This is a genomic window from Methylocaldum gracile, from assembly GCF_053646815.1.
This window is the reverse complement of the sequence record NZ_CM132196.1, coordinates 3,419,246-3,433,719: the sequence shown is the minus strand read 5'-3', so window position 1 is coordinate 3,433,719 and position 14,474 is coordinate 3,419,246. Positions and strand designations below refer to the sequence as shown.

Annotated in this window: 20 protein-coding genes; 8 read left to right on the top strand and 12 right to left on the bottom strand. The window is 58.9% G+C overall.

The features are described from left to right. Positions 1–100: 100 nt before the first annotated feature. From ACWJJK_RS15095 to ACWJJK_RS15060, 8 genes are all read left to right on the top strand, one after another. A complete protein-coding gene (locus ACWJJK_RS15095; RefSeq protein WP_347259152.1) occupies positions 101–1,666 on the top strand; it encodes a flavin monoamine oxidase family protein in 1,566 nt (521 codons plus the stop codon). Between the two features lie 76 nt (positions 1,667–1,742). Next, positions 1,743–2,225: a hypothetical protein gene (locus tag ACWJJK_RS15090; protein ID WP_086135382.1), complete on the top strand. Its 483-nt coding sequence runs from the start codon at positions 1,743–1,745 to the stop codon at positions 2,223–2,225. Next, positions 2,222–2,386 carry a hypothetical protein gene (locus ACWJJK_RS15085; RefSeq protein ID WP_166642633.1) on the top strand — a complete coding sequence of 55 codons (165 nt, stop codon included), beginning with the start codon at positions 2,222–2,224 and terminating at the stop codon, positions 2,384–2,386. The genes ACWJJK_RS15090 and ACWJJK_RS15085 overlap by 4 nt, the downstream gene beginning before the upstream one ends. 20 nt (positions 2,387–2,406) lie before the next feature. Next, positions 2,407–2,805, top strand: coding sequence for a nuclear transport factor 2 family protein (locus ACWJJK_RS15080; protein ID WP_454128250.1), 399 nt, complete (start codon positions 2,407–2,409; stop codon positions 2,803–2,805). A gap of 222 nt (positions 2,806–3,027) precedes the next feature. Continuing rightward, a complete protein-coding gene (locus tag ACWJJK_RS15075) occupies positions 3,028–3,336 on the top strand; it encodes a hypothetical protein (RefSeq protein ID WP_086135384.1) in 309 nt (102 codons plus the stop codon). 294 nt (positions 3,337–3,630) lie between these two features. Continuing rightward, complete coding sequence (locus ACWJJK_RS15070) at positions 3,631–4,074, top strand: CopD family protein (protein WP_454128249.1); 444 nt, start codon at positions 3,631–3,633, stop codon at positions 4,072–4,074. 326 nt (positions 4,075–4,400) lie between these two features. Continuing rightward, entirely contained in the window at positions 4,401–5,936 is a 1,536-nt protein-coding gene (locus ACWJJK_RS15065) for a choice-of-anchor Q domain-containing protein (protein ID WP_454128248.1), read from the top strand. A 619-nt stretch (positions 5,937–6,555) separates the two neighbouring features. Continuing rightward, entirely contained in the window at positions 6,556–7,047 is a 492-nt protein-coding gene (locus ACWJJK_RS15060; protein ID WP_143735089.1) for a cytochrome P460 family protein, read from the top strand. 734 nt (positions 7,048–7,781) lie between these two features. On the opposite strand, the gene ACWJJK_RS15055 is transcribed toward ACWJJK_RS15060, so the two are convergent. The 12 genes from ACWJJK_RS15055 to nifV all read right to left on the bottom strand — a co-directional run bounded on the left by ACWJJK_RS15055 (position 7,782) and on the right by nifV (position 14,472). Then, positions 7,782–8,294, bottom strand: a complete 513-nt coding sequence (locus tag ACWJJK_RS15055) for an SIMPL domain-containing protein (protein ID WP_454129048.1) — start codon at positions 8,292–8,294, stop codon at positions 7,782–7,784. Next, positions 8,294–9,244, bottom strand: coding sequence for an IS1595 family transposase (locus ACWJJK_RS15050; RefSeq protein WP_156882071.1), 951 nt, complete (start codon positions 9,242–9,244; stop codon positions 8,294–8,296). Before ACWJJK_RS15050 ends, ACWJJK_RS15055 begins: the two co-directional genes overlap by 1 nt. 52 nt (positions 9,245–9,296) lie before the next feature. Beyond that, positions 9,297–9,560 carry a hypothetical protein gene (locus ACWJJK_RS15045; RefSeq protein WP_454128247.1) on the bottom strand — a complete coding sequence of 88 codons (264 nt, stop codon included), beginning with the start codon at positions 9,558–9,560 and terminating at the stop codon, positions 9,297–9,299. Positions 9,561–10,168: 608 nt separating this feature from the next. After that, on the bottom strand, positions 10,169–10,477 hold the full coding sequence (locus ACWJJK_RS15040; protein ID WP_077729087.1) for a hypothetical protein: 309 nt from the start codon (positions 10,475–10,477) through the stop codon (positions 10,169–10,171). A 47-nt stretch (positions 10,478–10,524) separates the two neighbouring features. Then, positions 10,525–10,761 (bottom strand): FmdB family zinc ribbon protein, encoded by a 237-nt coding sequence (locus ACWJJK_RS15035; protein WP_077729088.1) that lies wholly within the window; start codon positions 10,759–10,761, stop codon positions 10,525–10,527. Positions 10,762–10,803: 42 nt separating this feature from the next. Then, positions 10,804–11,085, bottom strand: coding sequence for a BolA/IbaG family iron-sulfur metabolism protein (locus ACWJJK_RS15030; protein ID WP_133716889.1), 282 nt, complete (start codon positions 11,083–11,085; stop codon positions 10,804–10,806). 5 nt (positions 11,086–11,090) lie between these two features. Next, on the bottom strand, positions 11,091–11,420 hold the full coding sequence (gene grxD, locus ACWJJK_RS15025; protein ID WP_086135390.1) for a Grx4 family monothiol glutaredoxin: 330 nt from the start codon (positions 11,418–11,420) through the stop codon (positions 11,091–11,093). A gap of 243 nt (positions 11,421–11,663) precedes the next feature. Further along, a complete protein-coding gene (locus tag ACWJJK_RS15020; protein ID WP_077729091.1) occupies positions 11,664–11,972 on the bottom strand; it encodes a 2Fe-2S iron-sulfur cluster-binding protein in 309 nt (102 codons plus the stop codon). A gap of 81 nt (positions 11,973–12,053) precedes the next feature. Then, positions 12,054–12,518, bottom strand: coding sequence for a hypothetical protein (locus tag ACWJJK_RS15015; protein ID WP_077729092.1), 465 nt, complete (start codon positions 12,516–12,518; stop codon positions 12,054–12,056). Positions 12,519–12,548: 30 nt separating this feature from the next. Beyond that, the gene (locus ACWJJK_RS15010) at positions 12,549–12,875 is read right to left on the bottom strand and encodes a (2Fe-2S) ferredoxin domain-containing protein (RefSeq protein WP_077729093.1); all 327 of its coding nucleotides are present in this window, start codon (positions 12,873–12,875) and stop codon (positions 12,549–12,551) included. A 37-nt stretch (positions 12,876–12,912) separates the two neighbouring features. Continuing rightward, positions 12,913–13,275 (bottom strand): nitrogenase-stabilizing/protective protein NifW, encoded by a 363-nt coding sequence (gene nifW, locus ACWJJK_RS15005; RefSeq protein ID WP_077729094.1) that lies wholly within the window; start codon positions 13,273–13,275, stop codon positions 12,913–12,915. A 12-nt stretch (positions 13,276–13,287) separates the two neighbouring features. Then, positions 13,288–14,472, bottom strand: coding sequence for a homocitrate synthase (gene nifV / locus ACWJJK_RS15000; RefSeq protein WP_077729095.1), 1,185 nt, complete (start codon positions 14,470–14,472; stop codon positions 13,288–13,290). Positions 14,473–14,474: the final 2 nt, after the last annotated feature.

The following is a 14,474-nucleotide window of genomic DNA, read 5'->3' as shown; positions in this document are numbered from 1 at the left end:
GGTCGGCCCTCTGCGTCGGGAAAGGATTCCCGACCTACGTTACGAGGGCTCATAAGTCGGCGATCTTGCCGATGTACGGATTGAAGAGAGAGGTGATGTCATGCTGGATACGGTCATAGTCGGAGGCGGATTGTGCGGCTTGGCGCTGGCCGCCGATCTGGAGCGCCAAGGGCGATCCTATCTCCTGTTCGAGGCTCGCTCTCGCCTGGGCGGGCGCATTCTCTCGGTGCCCTCGACGACATCCGGGATGGCGCTGGACTTAGGTCCGACCTGGTTCTGGCCGGACATCCATCCGCGCATCTCGCGCCTGGTGGCCGATCTGGGACTCGCCTCCTTCGCCCAGCACGACCAGGACGATGTCCTCGGCCTCAAGAACGCGGACGGCAAGCTCGAATCCCTGGGCAGTGCTCCGGTCCATAACGGCGCCATGCGATTGGAAGGCGGCATGGCGGCTTTGGTGCATGCCCTCGTGGACCGGATTCCCGAAAGCCGGCTGCGCCTGGAACAGGCGCTTATTGCCGTGGAAGAGCGGGGCGATCGCGTCGCTCTCCATTTTCGCTGCGGCAATGCCTTATCGGTAGTCGAAGCTCGCCGGGCCGTACTCGCCATTCCGCCCCGTGTGCTGGAGGAGCAGGTCCGGATGGAACCCGCGCTCGACGACGAACTGCGCCGGGCGATGCGGGAAACGCCCACCTGGATGGCCGGAGAGGCCAAGGCCATGGCGGCCTTCGCTCGCCCCTTTTGGCGCGAGGCGGGCTTGTCCGGCAACGGTTTCGCCCGGCATGAGCAGGCGGTACTCGGCGAGATTTTCGACGCCTGCGACGCCACCGGAGAGAAGGCCGCCCTGGGAGGCTTCGTCGCGCTGTCGCCGGAGCAGCGCGAGGCGTTTAGAGTGGGCATGCCGATGCTGATCCGGAGCCAGTTGGTCCAATTCTTCGGCTCGGAGGCGGAGCTGGGCGAACAGCATTATCAGGATTGGGCGACGGAACCGTTCACCTGTAGCCGACTGGACCTCGTGCCGCCGGATCAGCACCCGGAATACGATAATCCTGTCCTGAGCCGGGCGTACTGGGACGGAAAGCTTTTGTTCGGCGCTTCGGAAACCGCCCGCTACGGCGGCGGCTATATGGAAGGCGCACTGGAGGCCGCCGCGCGGATTCAGCGGCAGTTGGCGGAAGTTCCGGTCAACTCGACCAACTCCAACAGCCTCGCGCGCTTCCGCGAATGGGTGAGCGGTCAAAGGCCCGCCGCCCTCGAGCATTACCAGCGGAGCCTGCACCGCCATCTCTCCACCCAGCAACGGGATCAATTGACTCAACTCTCACTGTTGGAGACGGTGGAGGACATTTACCGCGAAGCCTTGCGGCAACTCGATGAACTGCCTCTCGAAGGGGGCTCGGTGGCTGTCGTCGCCGGCCGGTCGGACCTCACCCCTCCGATTCTTGCGCCGTTCACGGGATTCAACGATGCGCTGATCGACGAGGCGCTGCGCTTCAATCGCAGCTCGTGCGCCCTGTCCAACTTTCCGGTAGAGCACGATCCGTCGCCCGATTACGTGCAGACCATCCGCAGGGATCTGGCCGCCGCTTGGCGCGAATTCGCGCTTACGGTCAACGCCCGAATCGTGGCACGCACCGCGGCTCCGGAGCTGGCCGACTGCGCATGAGTGCGTTGGTTTAATTTCAGGCGAAAGGGCAGCGAGGCGTGCTCGGAACAAAACGCTTTTCAAGGTTCAGAAAGCCATGATCTATATCGTCGAAATTCCCCATGAAGGCCGGGCGTCCGCGTGGTTCGCATTCGACCGGGACGATTTCGTCCGCAAGGTCCGGGCCGCGAAAGAATCCGGAGACACCACGGTCTTCGCCGCGCTGAGCCCGCGCCAGCGTCTCGAAGCGGCAAGCCTTGCGCCCGACTCACCCGGCGCCCGGGCGGCGCAGCCGGCCGTTTTCGACGATGCGGACCGCCACGGCTGGGACACCGTTCTGTACCGGGCCGATTTTCTTCTGAGCCCCGGTCTCTGGCAGGCCGAGCCGGTATCGGAACTCGAGGCTTGCGCCGCCGCCGTCGCCCACGAACGGAAAGCCTGCCGCGTGTATCTGTCCGATAACGCCGCGGTAGCGGCGCTGTATGGAGACCCGCTCTATGACGGACGGGACGGGTTTTACGCACACATGGCCCTGCGCGAGCAGCTCATCGCCATGGAAGCCATTTCGGACGATTTATGACGGTCGAACAACTGATAACTGCCTTGCTAGAAATGCCGAAAAACGCGGTCGTGCTTTACGAAGGCGATGCCGGCTACGCTCTTGTCGGCGGCCTGCATTTGCAGGAAAACGGAAACGAGCTGCCGGACGAGGTTATCCTGTTTCCCGATATGAACGAATGAGGCTAGGGATACCAGGCTCGATGGATGCCACGGCTGTGCTGTTTGCCAACGAAGCCTTCTATCACGCGTTTTCCCAGCGCGATCTCGACGCCATGGAGCGCTTGTGGGCGCGGGAGTGGCCGGTGCTCTGCATTCATCCCGGCTGGCCGGTGCTGACCGAACATGCCGCCATCATCGAAAGCTGGCGGCGTATTTTCCGGAATCCGGCGACCGGCACGGTAACTCCGCATTACGCCAGAGCCTTTGTCTACGGCACCGTCGCCACGGTGGTGTGCTACGAAGAAATTCAGGGAGCGCTGCTGGTCGCCAACAATACGTTCGCGATCGAGAGGGACGAGATCCGCATCGTCCATCATCACGCATCCCATTGCGCCAATCCGCCGCCGCCGGAACCTAAGGCCGCACCGGCGGTGCAGTAATGCGCCGGGATAGTTGAGGTTTTATTCCATTCGGCATTCGAGTGGACATTGATCGTAGGATGGGTTAGGCCGCCAGGCCACAACCCACCGAGCGGCCTCGGACCTGTCCTGAGCCAAGTCGAAGGGGCGGTGGGTTACGCTCGGCTAACCCACCCTACAAAAATGAATTCCTTAATTGAAAACGATTTGGAATTATTTCGGCTAATAAAGTTAGGTGGTCAAATGCAAAGCACGATCAGACAAGAAACGATACCCCAACGAACCATCACGATAGAAGGCGAGCACGCGAAACTGGCGTCCCCGGAAGAGATTGCCGATGGCATTCGGGCGGCCGTGGAGGTGTTCGAGCGCAACGGCGTCGATCCGCTGGATTGCGCCGCGGCGATCGAAAAGCTCGAAAAGGATGAGTTGCTCAACCGTGACGAAGCCTTGCTCTGCGTCATCTGGGATCAGGCCGAGGAAGCAGCCTTCAGAGCCGTTACCGTGGGTTGGCTAAGCCGCGCCGTGGACATTCGGATCGCGGTTTCCTGAGCGATAGAACAGAACTGTCGGCAAGGGATTGCCGACGGATCAACATCGTCAAGTAGGTCGGGAATCCTTTCCCGACGCGGCTGAGCTCGGCAGTCGTACTTCGCTCTTTCAGCGCCCCTGTCGCTTCCGACGAACGACGTTTGTCGCGCATGCGGTATGATCCGCCTAACACCAACCCTTCTCACCTCAACTCGAAGCTGTGAAGTTAAGGCGTTATTAGTTCGTAGGGCGGAATAGCGTACTCGCGTATTCCGCCGAATGAGAACTGAATGTTAGGCTATCAATAAGACCATTATGTACGAACTGGCGATATTGATTCATGTTATCGGCGCAACGGTTTGGACCGGAGGTCATATAGTCCTTTCGGTTGCAGTATTGCCTGATGTGTTGAAACATAAGGATTTAAACTATATTCGCCGGTTTGAATCCGGTTACGAAAAGATAGGGATTCCAGCCTTAATCGTCCAAATAGTATCCGGTTTATATCTGGCAAGTTTTCTCATACCAGAGGTTTCGCAGATCTTTGATTGGGCGAATCCTGCGGTTAAGTTGCTATGGGTAAAATTATCTTTGTTGCTGATTACAGCCCTGTTGGCGGCCGACGCTAGGCTGCGAGTAATACCGAATCTGAGCGCTTCAAATTTAAATTCTCTTGCGTTCCATATCATTCCTGTAACGGCGGTTTCAGTGCTGTTTGTGATATCCGGCGTTTTGTACAGATTTGGGTGGTTCGCTTAACTCGAACGATGCGCTTCGTGCCTCAGCGCATCCTACGCGGGCTTATTTCGGTCTACAAAGTTGCGGCAGCATGGGGAAAATTGCGGACTGGAGCATTTTGGGTTCCGATGTATAGTCTAAGTTCGTAGCGGCCGTTTACGGCGCCTGGTTTCGAGCCGGTCTGTCCTGTACGCCGGCGACTGTTGTAAAACCCTTTTGGGCCCCTTCCGGTTACGTCTCTTAGTCCAGGGTGTCACGTTCCGGATACCGTTTGTCTCTGATGCGACAGGTGCCCGGTTTTTGTTTCGAGAAACAGATTTCGGCTATCCGGCGTGCAGGATTTCCGTATGAACAAGGAGGATCAATACATGACTGCTTTCGGCTTCAGCAGAGTTCCTCGTAGACATTTGCTGCTTTTCGCGGCGCTGTTCGGTTCGACAGTAGAGTCCGCCGAGGCGACCACCCTCACGGTGGGTGCGATTGACGCCAACGGCGTGGCTTGCACCTTGGCCGATGCCATCGTCGCGGCCGATAACAATATCAGCACCGGCGGCTGCCCCGCGGGTTCCGAGGACGATACCGACATCATTGAACTCACCGGCGACGTCATCCTGGCGGAAGCCTTGCCCGAGGTGAGGAGCTACTGCAGTCCGGAGCCCGATCCTTGTGCTGAGAGTGTTCAAACCCGCATCACGATCAACGGCCACGGTCATTCGATCGCACGCTCGCGCGATCCGGATACCCCGGAATTCGACCTGCTCACGCTTTTTGCGCTCTGTGGCGAGGGCATCTTTATGCCCCCGCCGATCGTCATGCTGAATGACGTTGTGCTGAAACATGGCCAAACCGGCATTTCGTTGAAGGTTGCGACCCTCGGCATCGAGTGTCCGCCGGAGCTTGAGCTGGTGAATAGCCGTATTACCGACAACAGCGGCGATGGCATCTCGGCGCGCTTTGCCTCGATGCGGCTCACGAACAGCGTGATCGAGAGCAATGGCGGCCGCGGCATCGGAGGATACGCTACCGACATTCATTTGACGGACAGCACCGTCGCTCATAATGCGGATCGTGGTGTCTCGGCCCTTGGCGGCCTTCCATTTTATGAGAGACGAGGGGTGCTCTCCGTGACCCGCAGCACCCTCGCCGGCAATACCGGTGGTGGCGTCGAAGTTGCCGGTCTTCACGCCACGCTCGTGAACAGTACCGTGTCCGGAAACGGAAATACCAAGACTACGGGAGGCGGCATTCACGTGATACCCAGCGATAGCAGCGATGAGCAGCCGGTAACCGAATTAACGCTCATCAACACCACCGTTTCCGATAACGTCGCTGAGCTTGGCGGAGGCGTATACCGCGACAGCGGAGAGCACCGCATCTTTATCGACAGAAGCACCGTGATCAATTCGATTCTTGCCGATAACACCGGCGGCGATTGTGTGAGCGCCCCCGGCACCACGCGCACCGCCTTCAGCGGGCAAAATCTGATCGAGGACGGCGGGTGTTTTGACCCGAGCTATTCGAATCCCCCGCTGATCGGCGATCCCAAGCTCGGTCCCCTTGAGGACAATGGCGGGCCGACGCTGACCCACGCGCTTCGAAGGGACAGCATAGCGCTGAATCGGATTGCCTTCATTCACGACGTGAACGGCAATCCTCTGGGCTGCGAAGGTACGACCGACGGCGTTTCCGCCGGAGTCGTGACCGATCAGCGCGGGGTCAGCCGGGCGCGGCCCGGTGACGACTTTTGCGACATCGGCGCTTTCGAACGCGCCTTCCCATCCGCCGCGGGCGAATGCAAGAACGGCGGCTACAGGAAATTCGGCTTCGATAGGCTTGGACAGTGTCTCCGGTACCTGACCCAGCGGAAAACGCAGTCGCATTAGAGCGTTTTTGCGTCAGGCTCACGGGAATGAGAAGTCTTCTGTTCGGGTTGAAAAAGCCGCAGGACGCAACCCCCGACAGGAGCACAAATCATGACGAAATGGGAGTTTGTCGGCGGGCCTGCTGACGGCGGAGATGGCCCAGTGGGTACCGGCCGAAGAGAAACCGCCGCGCAGCGGCTTATCTGAACGACGGCTTCCCCTGCGGCTAGAGCGTTTTCCGAGTCGGTGTAAGGGATTCGGATATGTAGGTCGGCAATCCCTTGCCGACGTATCGGCTCGGCGAAGGGCGTTGTCGGAAGGGCAGCTCTGGCGCTCCCAGAGATGCCGTTTGCGATTGGAAGGGTCGCGACTAAAGCGACCGTTTGCGATTGGAAGGGTCGCGACTAAAGCGACCGTTTGCGATTGGGAAGGGATTGCCGACCTACGCTCTCCCCTCCAGGAACGAATCCGTACACCGGGACGGAAAACGCTCTAAGTACATTCAGGGAAGTCTTGCGGCATAGGCACCACTACAGGAGAAACCCGCCAATCAAACTAATCTGTCGAGATTCCGTAAAAGTTTACGGAATGTACTTAGATCTTGCATTAGACGGGCATTAACTTACTGGGAGGTAAAGCGATGAAGAAACGTATAGTCAGGATCGTGTCCATCGGAATCACCCTTAACCTGTTCCTGGCGGGCACTACATGGTCGGAGGAGGCTAAGGTCAAGTATCCCGAAGCTTATCGAGACTGGACTCGCGTAAAGTCAATGGTGATCCAGCAAGGGCATCCTCTCTATGATTCCTTCGGCGGAATTCATCATATCTATGCCAATGACGAGGCACTGAAGGCCATGACCAAGGGCGATATCTATCCCGATGGTTCAGTGCTGATTTTCGATCTCCTCGAGGCCAAGAGCGAGAACAATGCCATCGTGGAGGGTGACCGAAAAGTTCTTGGGGTAATGGAGAAGGATTCCGAGAAGTTCAAGGAAACCGGAGGATGGGGTTTCGAGGGATTCAAAGGAGATACCCAGGAAAGAGTGGTCAAGGACGCGAAGAACGAATGTTTTTCTTGCCATGTACCCCAGAAGCAGTCGGATTACGTATACAGCACTTACCGCAAGTAGTCATCCGATATCGATCGGGTATCCAGTCGGTTGCCTGGTGGGTTACGGCATTGCGGCCGCGACGACAGCGGAGGCGATGCGCCAGGCGGTTCATCAGTTCCAGCCCGACCTGGTGCTATGTCCGATGCTCGCCCAGGTCGGTCATTCCCCGCGACATTTGGAAACGGTACACGTGCATCATCCTCCATCCCGGAATCGTCGGTGACCGTGGCGGCAATTCGCTCGATTGGGCGATTCTGAACGAGGAAACGCATAAGGGGCCTCACCGCGGTGGAGGCCGCGGACCAGGTTGATTCCGGTGCGATCTGGGCGACCTACGAATTCAAGATGCGGTCGGCGAGCAAGAGCAGCCTGTACCGAGATGAGGTGGCGCGCGCAGCGGTCAAGGCCATGTTGGTCGCGGTGAGGCGCTTCGAAAGCCGCTTGTTCGTGTCGTGAAGGCCGAGTAGCGGCAAATCGACTGGAAATGCGATCCCGTCGCCACGATCCCGAGGAAGATCCGTTCCGCCGACGGCGCCCCCGGCGTGCTGGACGGGATCAGCGGGCTGCCTGAGCGATGGCGTGAACAGCCCGCGTAGAGCGGAGTAGGGTACTCCCGTATTCCAATCACAAACGGTTGTCCGGGGAGGGGCTGGCCGGCGCTCCCGGCCAGGCCGTTTGCGATTGGGAGCACCAGAACGACCCTCCAGGCGCACCGCCGGAACCGCCATTCCACCGAATGCGCCCTACGCGAGCTAATCTGTGAGATAGAAGGTGATGGTCGTAACGAGCCGGACCTCTTTCTCAATGCTCTTGGTGTCGCCGTACTCCTCACCGACATCACGAATAATGAAGCCACCCTGCTGCGCGTCCCTTATGCCGCCAACCTTGACTCCGGCATCGGCCGCGAACTCGTTCGCGGCAATACGAGCGTTTGTAGTCGCTTCCTTTACCATGGCTGGCTTTATCTCGTTTAGCTTCGTGAAGTGATAGGCCGGCGCGTTGTTCTGTATATCAATGCCCTGGGCTATTAGCCTGTTTAGCTTCGATCTCGCTTCCGAAACCAAACGAACTTTGCCGGTTTCGACGTCAATCGATCCGACAAGCACATGTTTCTCTTCGACAAGCTGTTGCTTGTCGTCCCGGAACTCTTTTTTCTCGTAGTCAATGACACCGGGCGAAACTTCCGACTTCTCAAAACCGCTTTCCAGGAGCAGCGACACGATCCGCGACTGATCAGCTTCCGACTGTTCATAGAGTTTCCTGATTAGCGATGAACTTCAGCCAAGCGAATTTGCCACTCGGGTCGAGGCTTAGCGAACGCCGCGGCGCGCGCCAGCCGTTGAAGCAGGGTTTTGAGATTGAAACGCCGATTGAAGCGGTATTGGAACTCGGCCAGGTACCGCTGGGCGTATTTCTCGAATTTGAACGCGTGATAGGTGCCGGAAATGGCTGTCTTCAGGTTGCTCAACATCGTATTTACCCAATGAAACTCCGGATGTTGCGCCGACTGCCGCCCAGAGCCCAGGATCAGGCGATGATGGCAAGCGACGACCTGGTGCAGCCTCCGAAACCCGCTCAGGCCATCGGTGAGTGCGTAGGTCGACGGGGCCAAGGCGCGTTTGGCCCAGTCCGCGATAGCCTGCTGCGTGAACGGCAGGGGATCGACGCGCAGGAACAACGGACGCCCGTCGTCCGTGGTTTGTACCGCCATCACAAAGGCCAACTTGTTTTCGGAGCCACGCCCCGGTTTCCCCGGCCGCTCACCGCCCAGGTAGGCATCGTCGATCTCGACCCGCCCGGCCAGCTGCCGATCCGTTTCCCGTTCCGCCATCACCTGGATCAACTTGTGCTTCACCAGCCATGCCGTGCGATAACACACCCCGAGATGGCGCATCAGTTCCAGTGCCGAGACATTGTTCTTGGCCTGGGTCAGGAGATACATGGCCAGAAACCAGGTGGTCAGCGGCAGCTTGGTCGCTTGGAAGATCGTCCCGGCGATCAGCGTCGTTTGGCTCCGGCAGTGTCCGCATTGCCAGTATTTCCGCCCGGTCCGTTCGAACACCGTGTGGCGCGCGCCGCCGCAGACCGGACAGCGGAAACCGTCCGGCCAGCGCAGGGCCTCCAGTGCCGCTTCGCACTGCGCTTCACTGCCGTATTGCGTCAGAAACTCGGCCAACGACAAACCCTTTTGAAATTGCACCCGGTTCATAGGCATGGGACACCCCGCTTGTGATAGATGCCCATAGTCTAAGGACCCTAGCGGCTCACTATGTGAGCCTGTACTGAACTTCGTCGCTAATCAGGTAGAGTTTTGACACCGGGGTCGTTCCGCTTCCGGATACGGTGTACTGGATCTTCCAATAGGCCCGATCCGCCTCGACCCGCCTCTCGGCTAGGCCCTTCACCTCCGCGGTGTTAATGCCGACCTTGGCGTTATACAACGTTTGGCTGACAAAGTAGCCGCCAACAGCGATTCCTAGGGAAAGGGCCAAAGAAACTACTAGAAGCTCAGCTCGACCAATGTTGTTCATCACATCTTCCCCCTGTTGTCCCCACTGTATCGCCTAGCGCCCTGCCGAGCGGCGAGGGGCATGAAAGCAAACGGACACCGCGGACGAACTTACGGAGTCCGAATACATTCGTTTAAGGAAGCTCTGAACAAGTGGATTCCGTTCATGCCCCTTCGACAGGCTCAGGAGAGCGTTCGACAAGCCTGTCCTGAGCCGAGTCGAAGGGCTCACCGCGAACGGAACCAATACGTTACCGTTCGTCCTGAGCCTGTCGAAGGACTTAATCAGAGCTTGGAACAAAGTTTAGGCGGTTTCCCGCGTCAGCCTGCCCGCCAACACCCGTTCGTCGCTGCCGCGACGGGTTTGCATGGTTTGCCGGCATGAGCGTTCCGCCATTTTCCCGTCTGGCGCTTTTCCGATCAACCGAAAGGAACCGGCCGCAAGACTGAGAATCCAGCCAAACAATCCGCCGTAATGGAGTGATTCCGTTGTATCTTCCGCGACTCTTCTATCACATCGTTGGAGCCCGCATCCTATGCGGGTCAGATGATTTATAGCCGCAGGATGGGCAAAGCATAGCGTGCCCATCGAGTACATTCGTCGGCAAGGAATTGCTGACCTACAAAATCTCAATCCCGGTTTGCGATAGCGTTTCTTTGTGCCATGCGTATGCGTTCCGCGATTCCTAGCGGGCTGGATTCGTAAGCGGCCTTCGCCTCGTCCAGCGCGGCTTGGGCGGTGGCGGCTTCTTCCGCCGTCAGCGGCAAGCGGCCTGCGATATGGGTGGCGTCCGGCACGGCCTTTAGTATGGCTGCCCAGTTCGGGTGCTCGTGGATCGGAATCAGTCGGTCGGCCTCCTTCTTGCCTTCGAGACAGATGGCCATACCGATGACCTCAACCTTGCGGCCGTCTTCTGTGGTTTTGATATAAGTAGCCATGGCGGTTTTATCCTGAGATTCGGAATTTCTGTATCGATGACTTATCGCTACGACTTGATGCGCGGACGCTCGGAAGCGGAGTAGTTGCTGAAATGGCCTTCCCGCGCGGCTTGCGCTCGGGCCTTCGACACCAGGCCGGCCGTTTTGCCTTGAGGGGCCGTCAGTGAAGGTAGTTTTTCCAAGGTCTGTGCCCCGCACTCCGGACAGGACGGAACGGCGGACAGGCTCACCAGTAATTCGAAGGTTTTGTCACATTGCTTGCAATGAAAGTCGTAAATCGGCATAGATCGATCTCTCGTCAGTCAATCAAAAACCATCCCGCAGCCTCACTCCGTAGACGGAGCGTTAGGCGCGGCGCCCGTTCCGCCTTGCTGTTCCCGCTGCCATTCGGAAGGCGTATAGACCTTCATGCTGATGGCGTGCAACGCGCCGCTTGCCAGGGGTTCTTTGACGGTTGCCAGAACTTTTTGCTGACGCCGGACCGGCGATAAGCCTTCGAAAGCCTCCCCGATGATCACGATCGAGAAATTACAGCCTTCGCCTTCAACCGAGAGTTGGCAATCGGGCAGGCCGGTTTCGATCAGGCTACGGACTTCCGCGATCTCCATGGCGATCAGTCCGCTTTTTTGCCGGCGACGGCTTTTTCCAGCATGGGCTTGAGCTCGCCCTTCTGCGCGATTTCCGCAACGATATCGCTGCCGCCGACGAGTTCGCCGTTCACGAACAATTGGGGAAAGGTGGGCCACTCCGAGATGCTGGGCAGCTTCTCCCGGATCGAAGGCGCCTGGAGCACATTGACGTAAGCGAAGGGAACGCCGGTGGACTGAAGTGCCGCAACGGCCTTGGCGGAAAAACCGCATTGCGGCATATCGGGTACCCCTTTCATGTAGAGGAGGACCGGATGGGTCGCGATCTGTTCGCGGATGGTATTTTCGATGCTCATTGCTGATCCTCTCATTAGTTAATCAATCGGCTTATTCCGTTGGGCATTCGAGTGAACATTAATCGTAGGGTGGGTTAGCGAAGCGTAACCCACCGATTCGAGGTTGCTCGGTGGGTTACGGCCTTGCGGCCTAACCCACCCTACAAAAATGAATTCCTTAATTGAAAGCGATTTGGAATTTGGAATTAGGTCTGCCGGCAGGTGCGAATTTGTCGCACCCGCCACGATTATGACGGCCGGATCTCAAAATCCGGACGCAAAGCCCAGCAACTCGACGGTGATGTCTTCCGTCCCCAGAACCTTGGCTTGGCACGCCAGGCGGGATTTGGAGCCCACGCCCACGATCGTGTCCAGTTTCGCGTGCTCCGGAGCAGCGGTCCTGGATACCCCCTTTTTGCCGGCTTGCACGAAGATGTGGCAGCTGCCGCACTCGGCGTTGCCGCCGCACTTGTGCATGATTTCTTCGCCGGCCGCCAGTATCGCCTCCAAAAGGCTCATCCCTTCCTGGACCTCGACGGTTTTTCCGGATGGCATTATGGTCAGAGTCGACATGTGATTACCTCGTCTTGTTTTTTGTGGATTGAAAATTCAATACGTCACGGAGATTGAGTGGGTCGGATCTTCCATGACGGATTACAATCCCGCGGCGAGGGAGCCGATCACCGAGCCGCCGACCGTGTCGGCGGAGTCCAGTTCCCTCAATTTACCGAGTATTTCCTCGCAGCCGCGAGCATCGCCCTGGCGCAAGCGGATGAAGGCCAGCGCCTTGAGCGAAAAAAGGTAGAAATGCTGGGGACTGTTGTGCAGGGTCCAGTCCGCAGTTTCCGGGGTCAGGCTCGCATAGCTTTCCGGAAAGCCGCCTTGACGCGCGGCGGTTTTCAAGGCCGAGCGCGCCGCTTCCTCGGCGTCCGCCAGCCGGCCCTTGTAGAAATAGAATTTGTAGAGCGAGAAATACACCGGCAGAGCTTCGGGCGCCTCTTGCCGCGCCTGCTGCAACAGCGCTTCGGCTCGCGCCGTGTCGGCATAGGCGCTCATGGCTTCCTCGAGCAGGCCGCCGACCTTGGGCGGCACGTCGCCGGCATAAAAGACTTCACGCATGGCTGTTCCGCGCTCCACGATCGGGATTCCTCAAGACCAAACCGCCGCGGGTGCTAACAGGCGTTCCACGGGTTCGCCTTTTTGCAGGTGCTCGCTGACGATCTCGCCCACGTCTTCCGGCTTGACCTTGGTGTACATCACGGCATCGGGGTAAACGATGACGGTGGGCCCCAAGTCGCACGCGCCGAGACAGCCGGTGCTGGTCAGCTGGAATTTTCCGTGGAGCTGGCCGGCCTCGAATTGCTGGGCGAAGGTCTGGAGCACCGCCGCGCAGCCCAATTGCGCGCAAGATCCGCGCGGATGTCCGGGAGGTCTCGATTGGGCGCAGACGAACACGTGTTTTTCGGGTTTAGCCATTCTTTATTCCTCGTAGCAAGATCAAACGGATTCGTTTTTAGATGGTGCCGGGCTTGCCGTCGCTAGCCTCTCGTTTCCGGGTCGAAAGGCTGGCCTTCATGCTCTCCAGCGAAATGCTCTTGCCGTCCTGATCCTGAAAGACCTTGAACACTTTTTCCTGGGCCGCGTTCGAGGTCACGAAATCATCATGTGCGCGGGTCAGATATTCCTTGCAGATGTTCCAGGCCGAAGCTTCGTCCAGGTCGTCCGGGATCGGTGATCTGGCAAGGTATTGGTTGAAGCGCTTCAGGATGTGCAGGCGGTTGACGTTCACGACGTCGGCTTGATACGGAATGCCGAAAAAATCGAAGAACTCCTCGGCCGCGGAGAAACCTTCTATGCGTTGCAGTACCGGATTCATGGAGATGCCTTTCTAAGGTTGATTTCGGATCGTAAGCGCATCGGGCAGGCCGGGCAGGGCGGGGATGGGTTCCGACGCCGCCGTTTCCCGATAAAAACTCATGAGCTCGGCCGTGCTCGGCGCGCGCTTGGTTTGATTCGCATGCAGGCGGATTCTGCGCAGAAGCTGGGCGGCGGCGATTTCGGTCAGCTCTATCCCGAGGTCGCGAAAGCGCTGGATGACGCCGTGCGTTCCCGAATGCTTGCCAAGCACCAGGCGGTGTTCGCGCCCGAGATCCTTGGGATTTACGCCCTGATAATTGAGTACGTTCTTGAGGATGCCATCGACGTGTATGCCCGCCTCGTGGGTAAACACGGCCTCGCCGACGATGCTCTTGTTGGGCGCTACCGGACGTCCCGACGCTTTGGCGACGAGCTCGGAAATCGCTCCGAATCGGCTGACATCGATGCCGGTGGGCAACTGATACAACTGGTGCAGGGCCATGACCGTCTCTTCGAGGGCGGCATTGCCGGCGCGTTCGCCGAGGCCGTTGACCGTGGTGTTGACATGGCTGGCGCCCGCCTGGATCGCAACCAGGGTATTGGCGGTGGCGAGGCCGAAATCGTTGTGGGCATGCATCTCGACTTCGAGATCCACGGCGTCGACCAGCCGCCGGATACGTTCGAAGGTGGCAATCGGGTCGAGTATCCCCAGGGTGTCGGCAAAGCGGATGCGCCTCGCACCCGCCCGCTGGGCGGTTTCCGCGACCCGCAGCAGAAATTCGGGGTCGGCGCGCGAGGCGTCCTCGGCGCCCACGCAAACATCCATGCCGGTAGCCAGCGCGCGTGGCACGACACGGCTTATCGTCGCGATAGCCCAGTCGCGATCGCGGCCGACCTTATGGCGCAACTGGATATCCGATACCGGAATCGACAAATTGACCAGATGCGCCCCGCAGCCGGTAGCCGCTTCCAGATCGGCCTCGCACATCCGGCCCCAGACCATCAGCCGCGAGGGCAGGTCGAGCGCCGCAATGGCGGCGATGATCTCGCGTTCTTCCGGTCCCATCGTCGGGATGCCGACTTCCATTTCGGGAACACCGGCGGCGGCCAGGGCGCTAGCGATGGCGAGCTTCTCCTCCCAGTTGAAGGCGACCCCGGCGGTCTGTTCGCCGTCGCGCAGAGTGGTATCGTTGATGACGACCTTCCTGGATTCCATCG

What these genes read in the sequence shown, in the direction of transcription:
- ACWJJK_RS15095 (WP_347259152.1), top strand. Translation starts at nt 101, where the DNA reads ATGCTGGATACGGTCATAGTCGGAGGCGGATTGTGCGGCTTGGCGCTG.
- ACWJJK_RS15090 (WP_086135382.1), top strand. Translation starts at nt 1,743, where the DNA reads ATGATCTATATCGTCGAAATTCCCCATGAAGGCCGGGCGTCCGCGTGG.
- ACWJJK_RS15085 (WP_166642633.1), top strand. Translation starts at nt 2,222, where the DNA reads ATGACGGTCGAACAACTGATAACTGCCTTGCTAGAAATGCCGAAAAAC.
- ACWJJK_RS15080 (WP_454128250.1), top strand. Translation starts at nt 2,407, where the DNA reads ATGGATGCCACGGCTGTGCTGTTTGCCAACGAAGCCTTCTATCACGCG.
- ACWJJK_RS15075 (WP_086135384.1), top strand. Translation starts at nt 3,028, where the DNA reads ATGCAAAGCACGATCAGACAAGAAACGATACCCCAACGAACCATCACG.
- ACWJJK_RS15070 (WP_454128249.1), top strand. Translation starts at nt 3,631, where the DNA reads ATGTACGAACTGGCGATATTGATTCATGTTATCGGCGCAACGGTTTGG.
- ACWJJK_RS15065 (WP_454128248.1), top strand. Translation starts at nt 4,401, where the DNA reads ATGAACAAGGAGGATCAATACATGACTGCTTTCGGCTTCAGCAGAGTT.
- ACWJJK_RS15060 (WP_143735089.1), top strand. Translation starts at nt 6,556, where the DNA reads ATGAAGAAACGTATAGTCAGGATCGTGTCCATCGGAATCACCCTTAAC.
- ACWJJK_RS15050 (WP_156882071.1), bottom strand. Translation starts at nt 9,244, where the DNA reads ATGCCTATGAACCGGGTGCAATTTCAAAAGGGTTTGTCGTTGGCCGAG.
- ACWJJK_RS15045 (WP_454128247.1), bottom strand. Translation starts at nt 9,560, where the DNA reads ATGAACAACATTGGTCGAGCTGAGCTTCTAGTAGTTTCTTTGGCCCTT.
- ACWJJK_RS15040 (WP_077729087.1), bottom strand. Translation starts at nt 10,477, where the DNA reads ATGGCTACTTATATCAAAACCACAGAAGACGGCCGCAAGGTTGAGGTC.
- ACWJJK_RS15035 (WP_077729088.1), bottom strand. Translation starts at nt 10,761, where the DNA reads ATGCCGATTTACGACTTTCATTGCAAGCAATGTGACAAAACCTTCGAA.
- ACWJJK_RS15030 (WP_133716889.1), bottom strand. Translation starts at nt 11,085, where the DNA reads ATGGAGATCGCGGAAGTCCGTAGCCTGATCGAAACCGGCCTGCCCGAT.
- grxD (WP_086135390.1), bottom strand. Translation starts at nt 11,420, where the DNA reads ATGAGCATCGAAAATACCATCCGCGAACAGATCGCGACCCATCCGGTC.
- ACWJJK_RS15020 (WP_077729091.1), bottom strand. Translation starts at nt 11,972, where the DNA reads ATGTCGACTCTGACCATAATGCCATCCGGAAAAACCGTCGAGGTCCAG.
- ACWJJK_RS15015 (WP_077729092.1), bottom strand. Translation starts at nt 12,518, where the DNA reads ATGCGTGAAGTCTTTTATGCCGGCGACGTGCCGCCCAAGGTCGGCGGC.
- ACWJJK_RS15010 (WP_077729093.1), bottom strand. Translation starts at nt 12,875, where the DNA reads ATGGCTAAACCCGAAAAACACGTGTTCGTCTGCGCCCAATCGAGACCT.
- nifW (WP_077729094.1), bottom strand. Translation starts at nt 13,275, where the DNA reads ATGAATCCGGTACTGCAACGCATAGAAGGTTTCTCCGCGGCCGAGGAG.
- nifV (WP_077729095.1), bottom strand. Translation starts at nt 14,472, where the DNA reads ATGGAATCCAGGAAGGTCGTCATCAACGATACCACTCTGCGCGACGGC.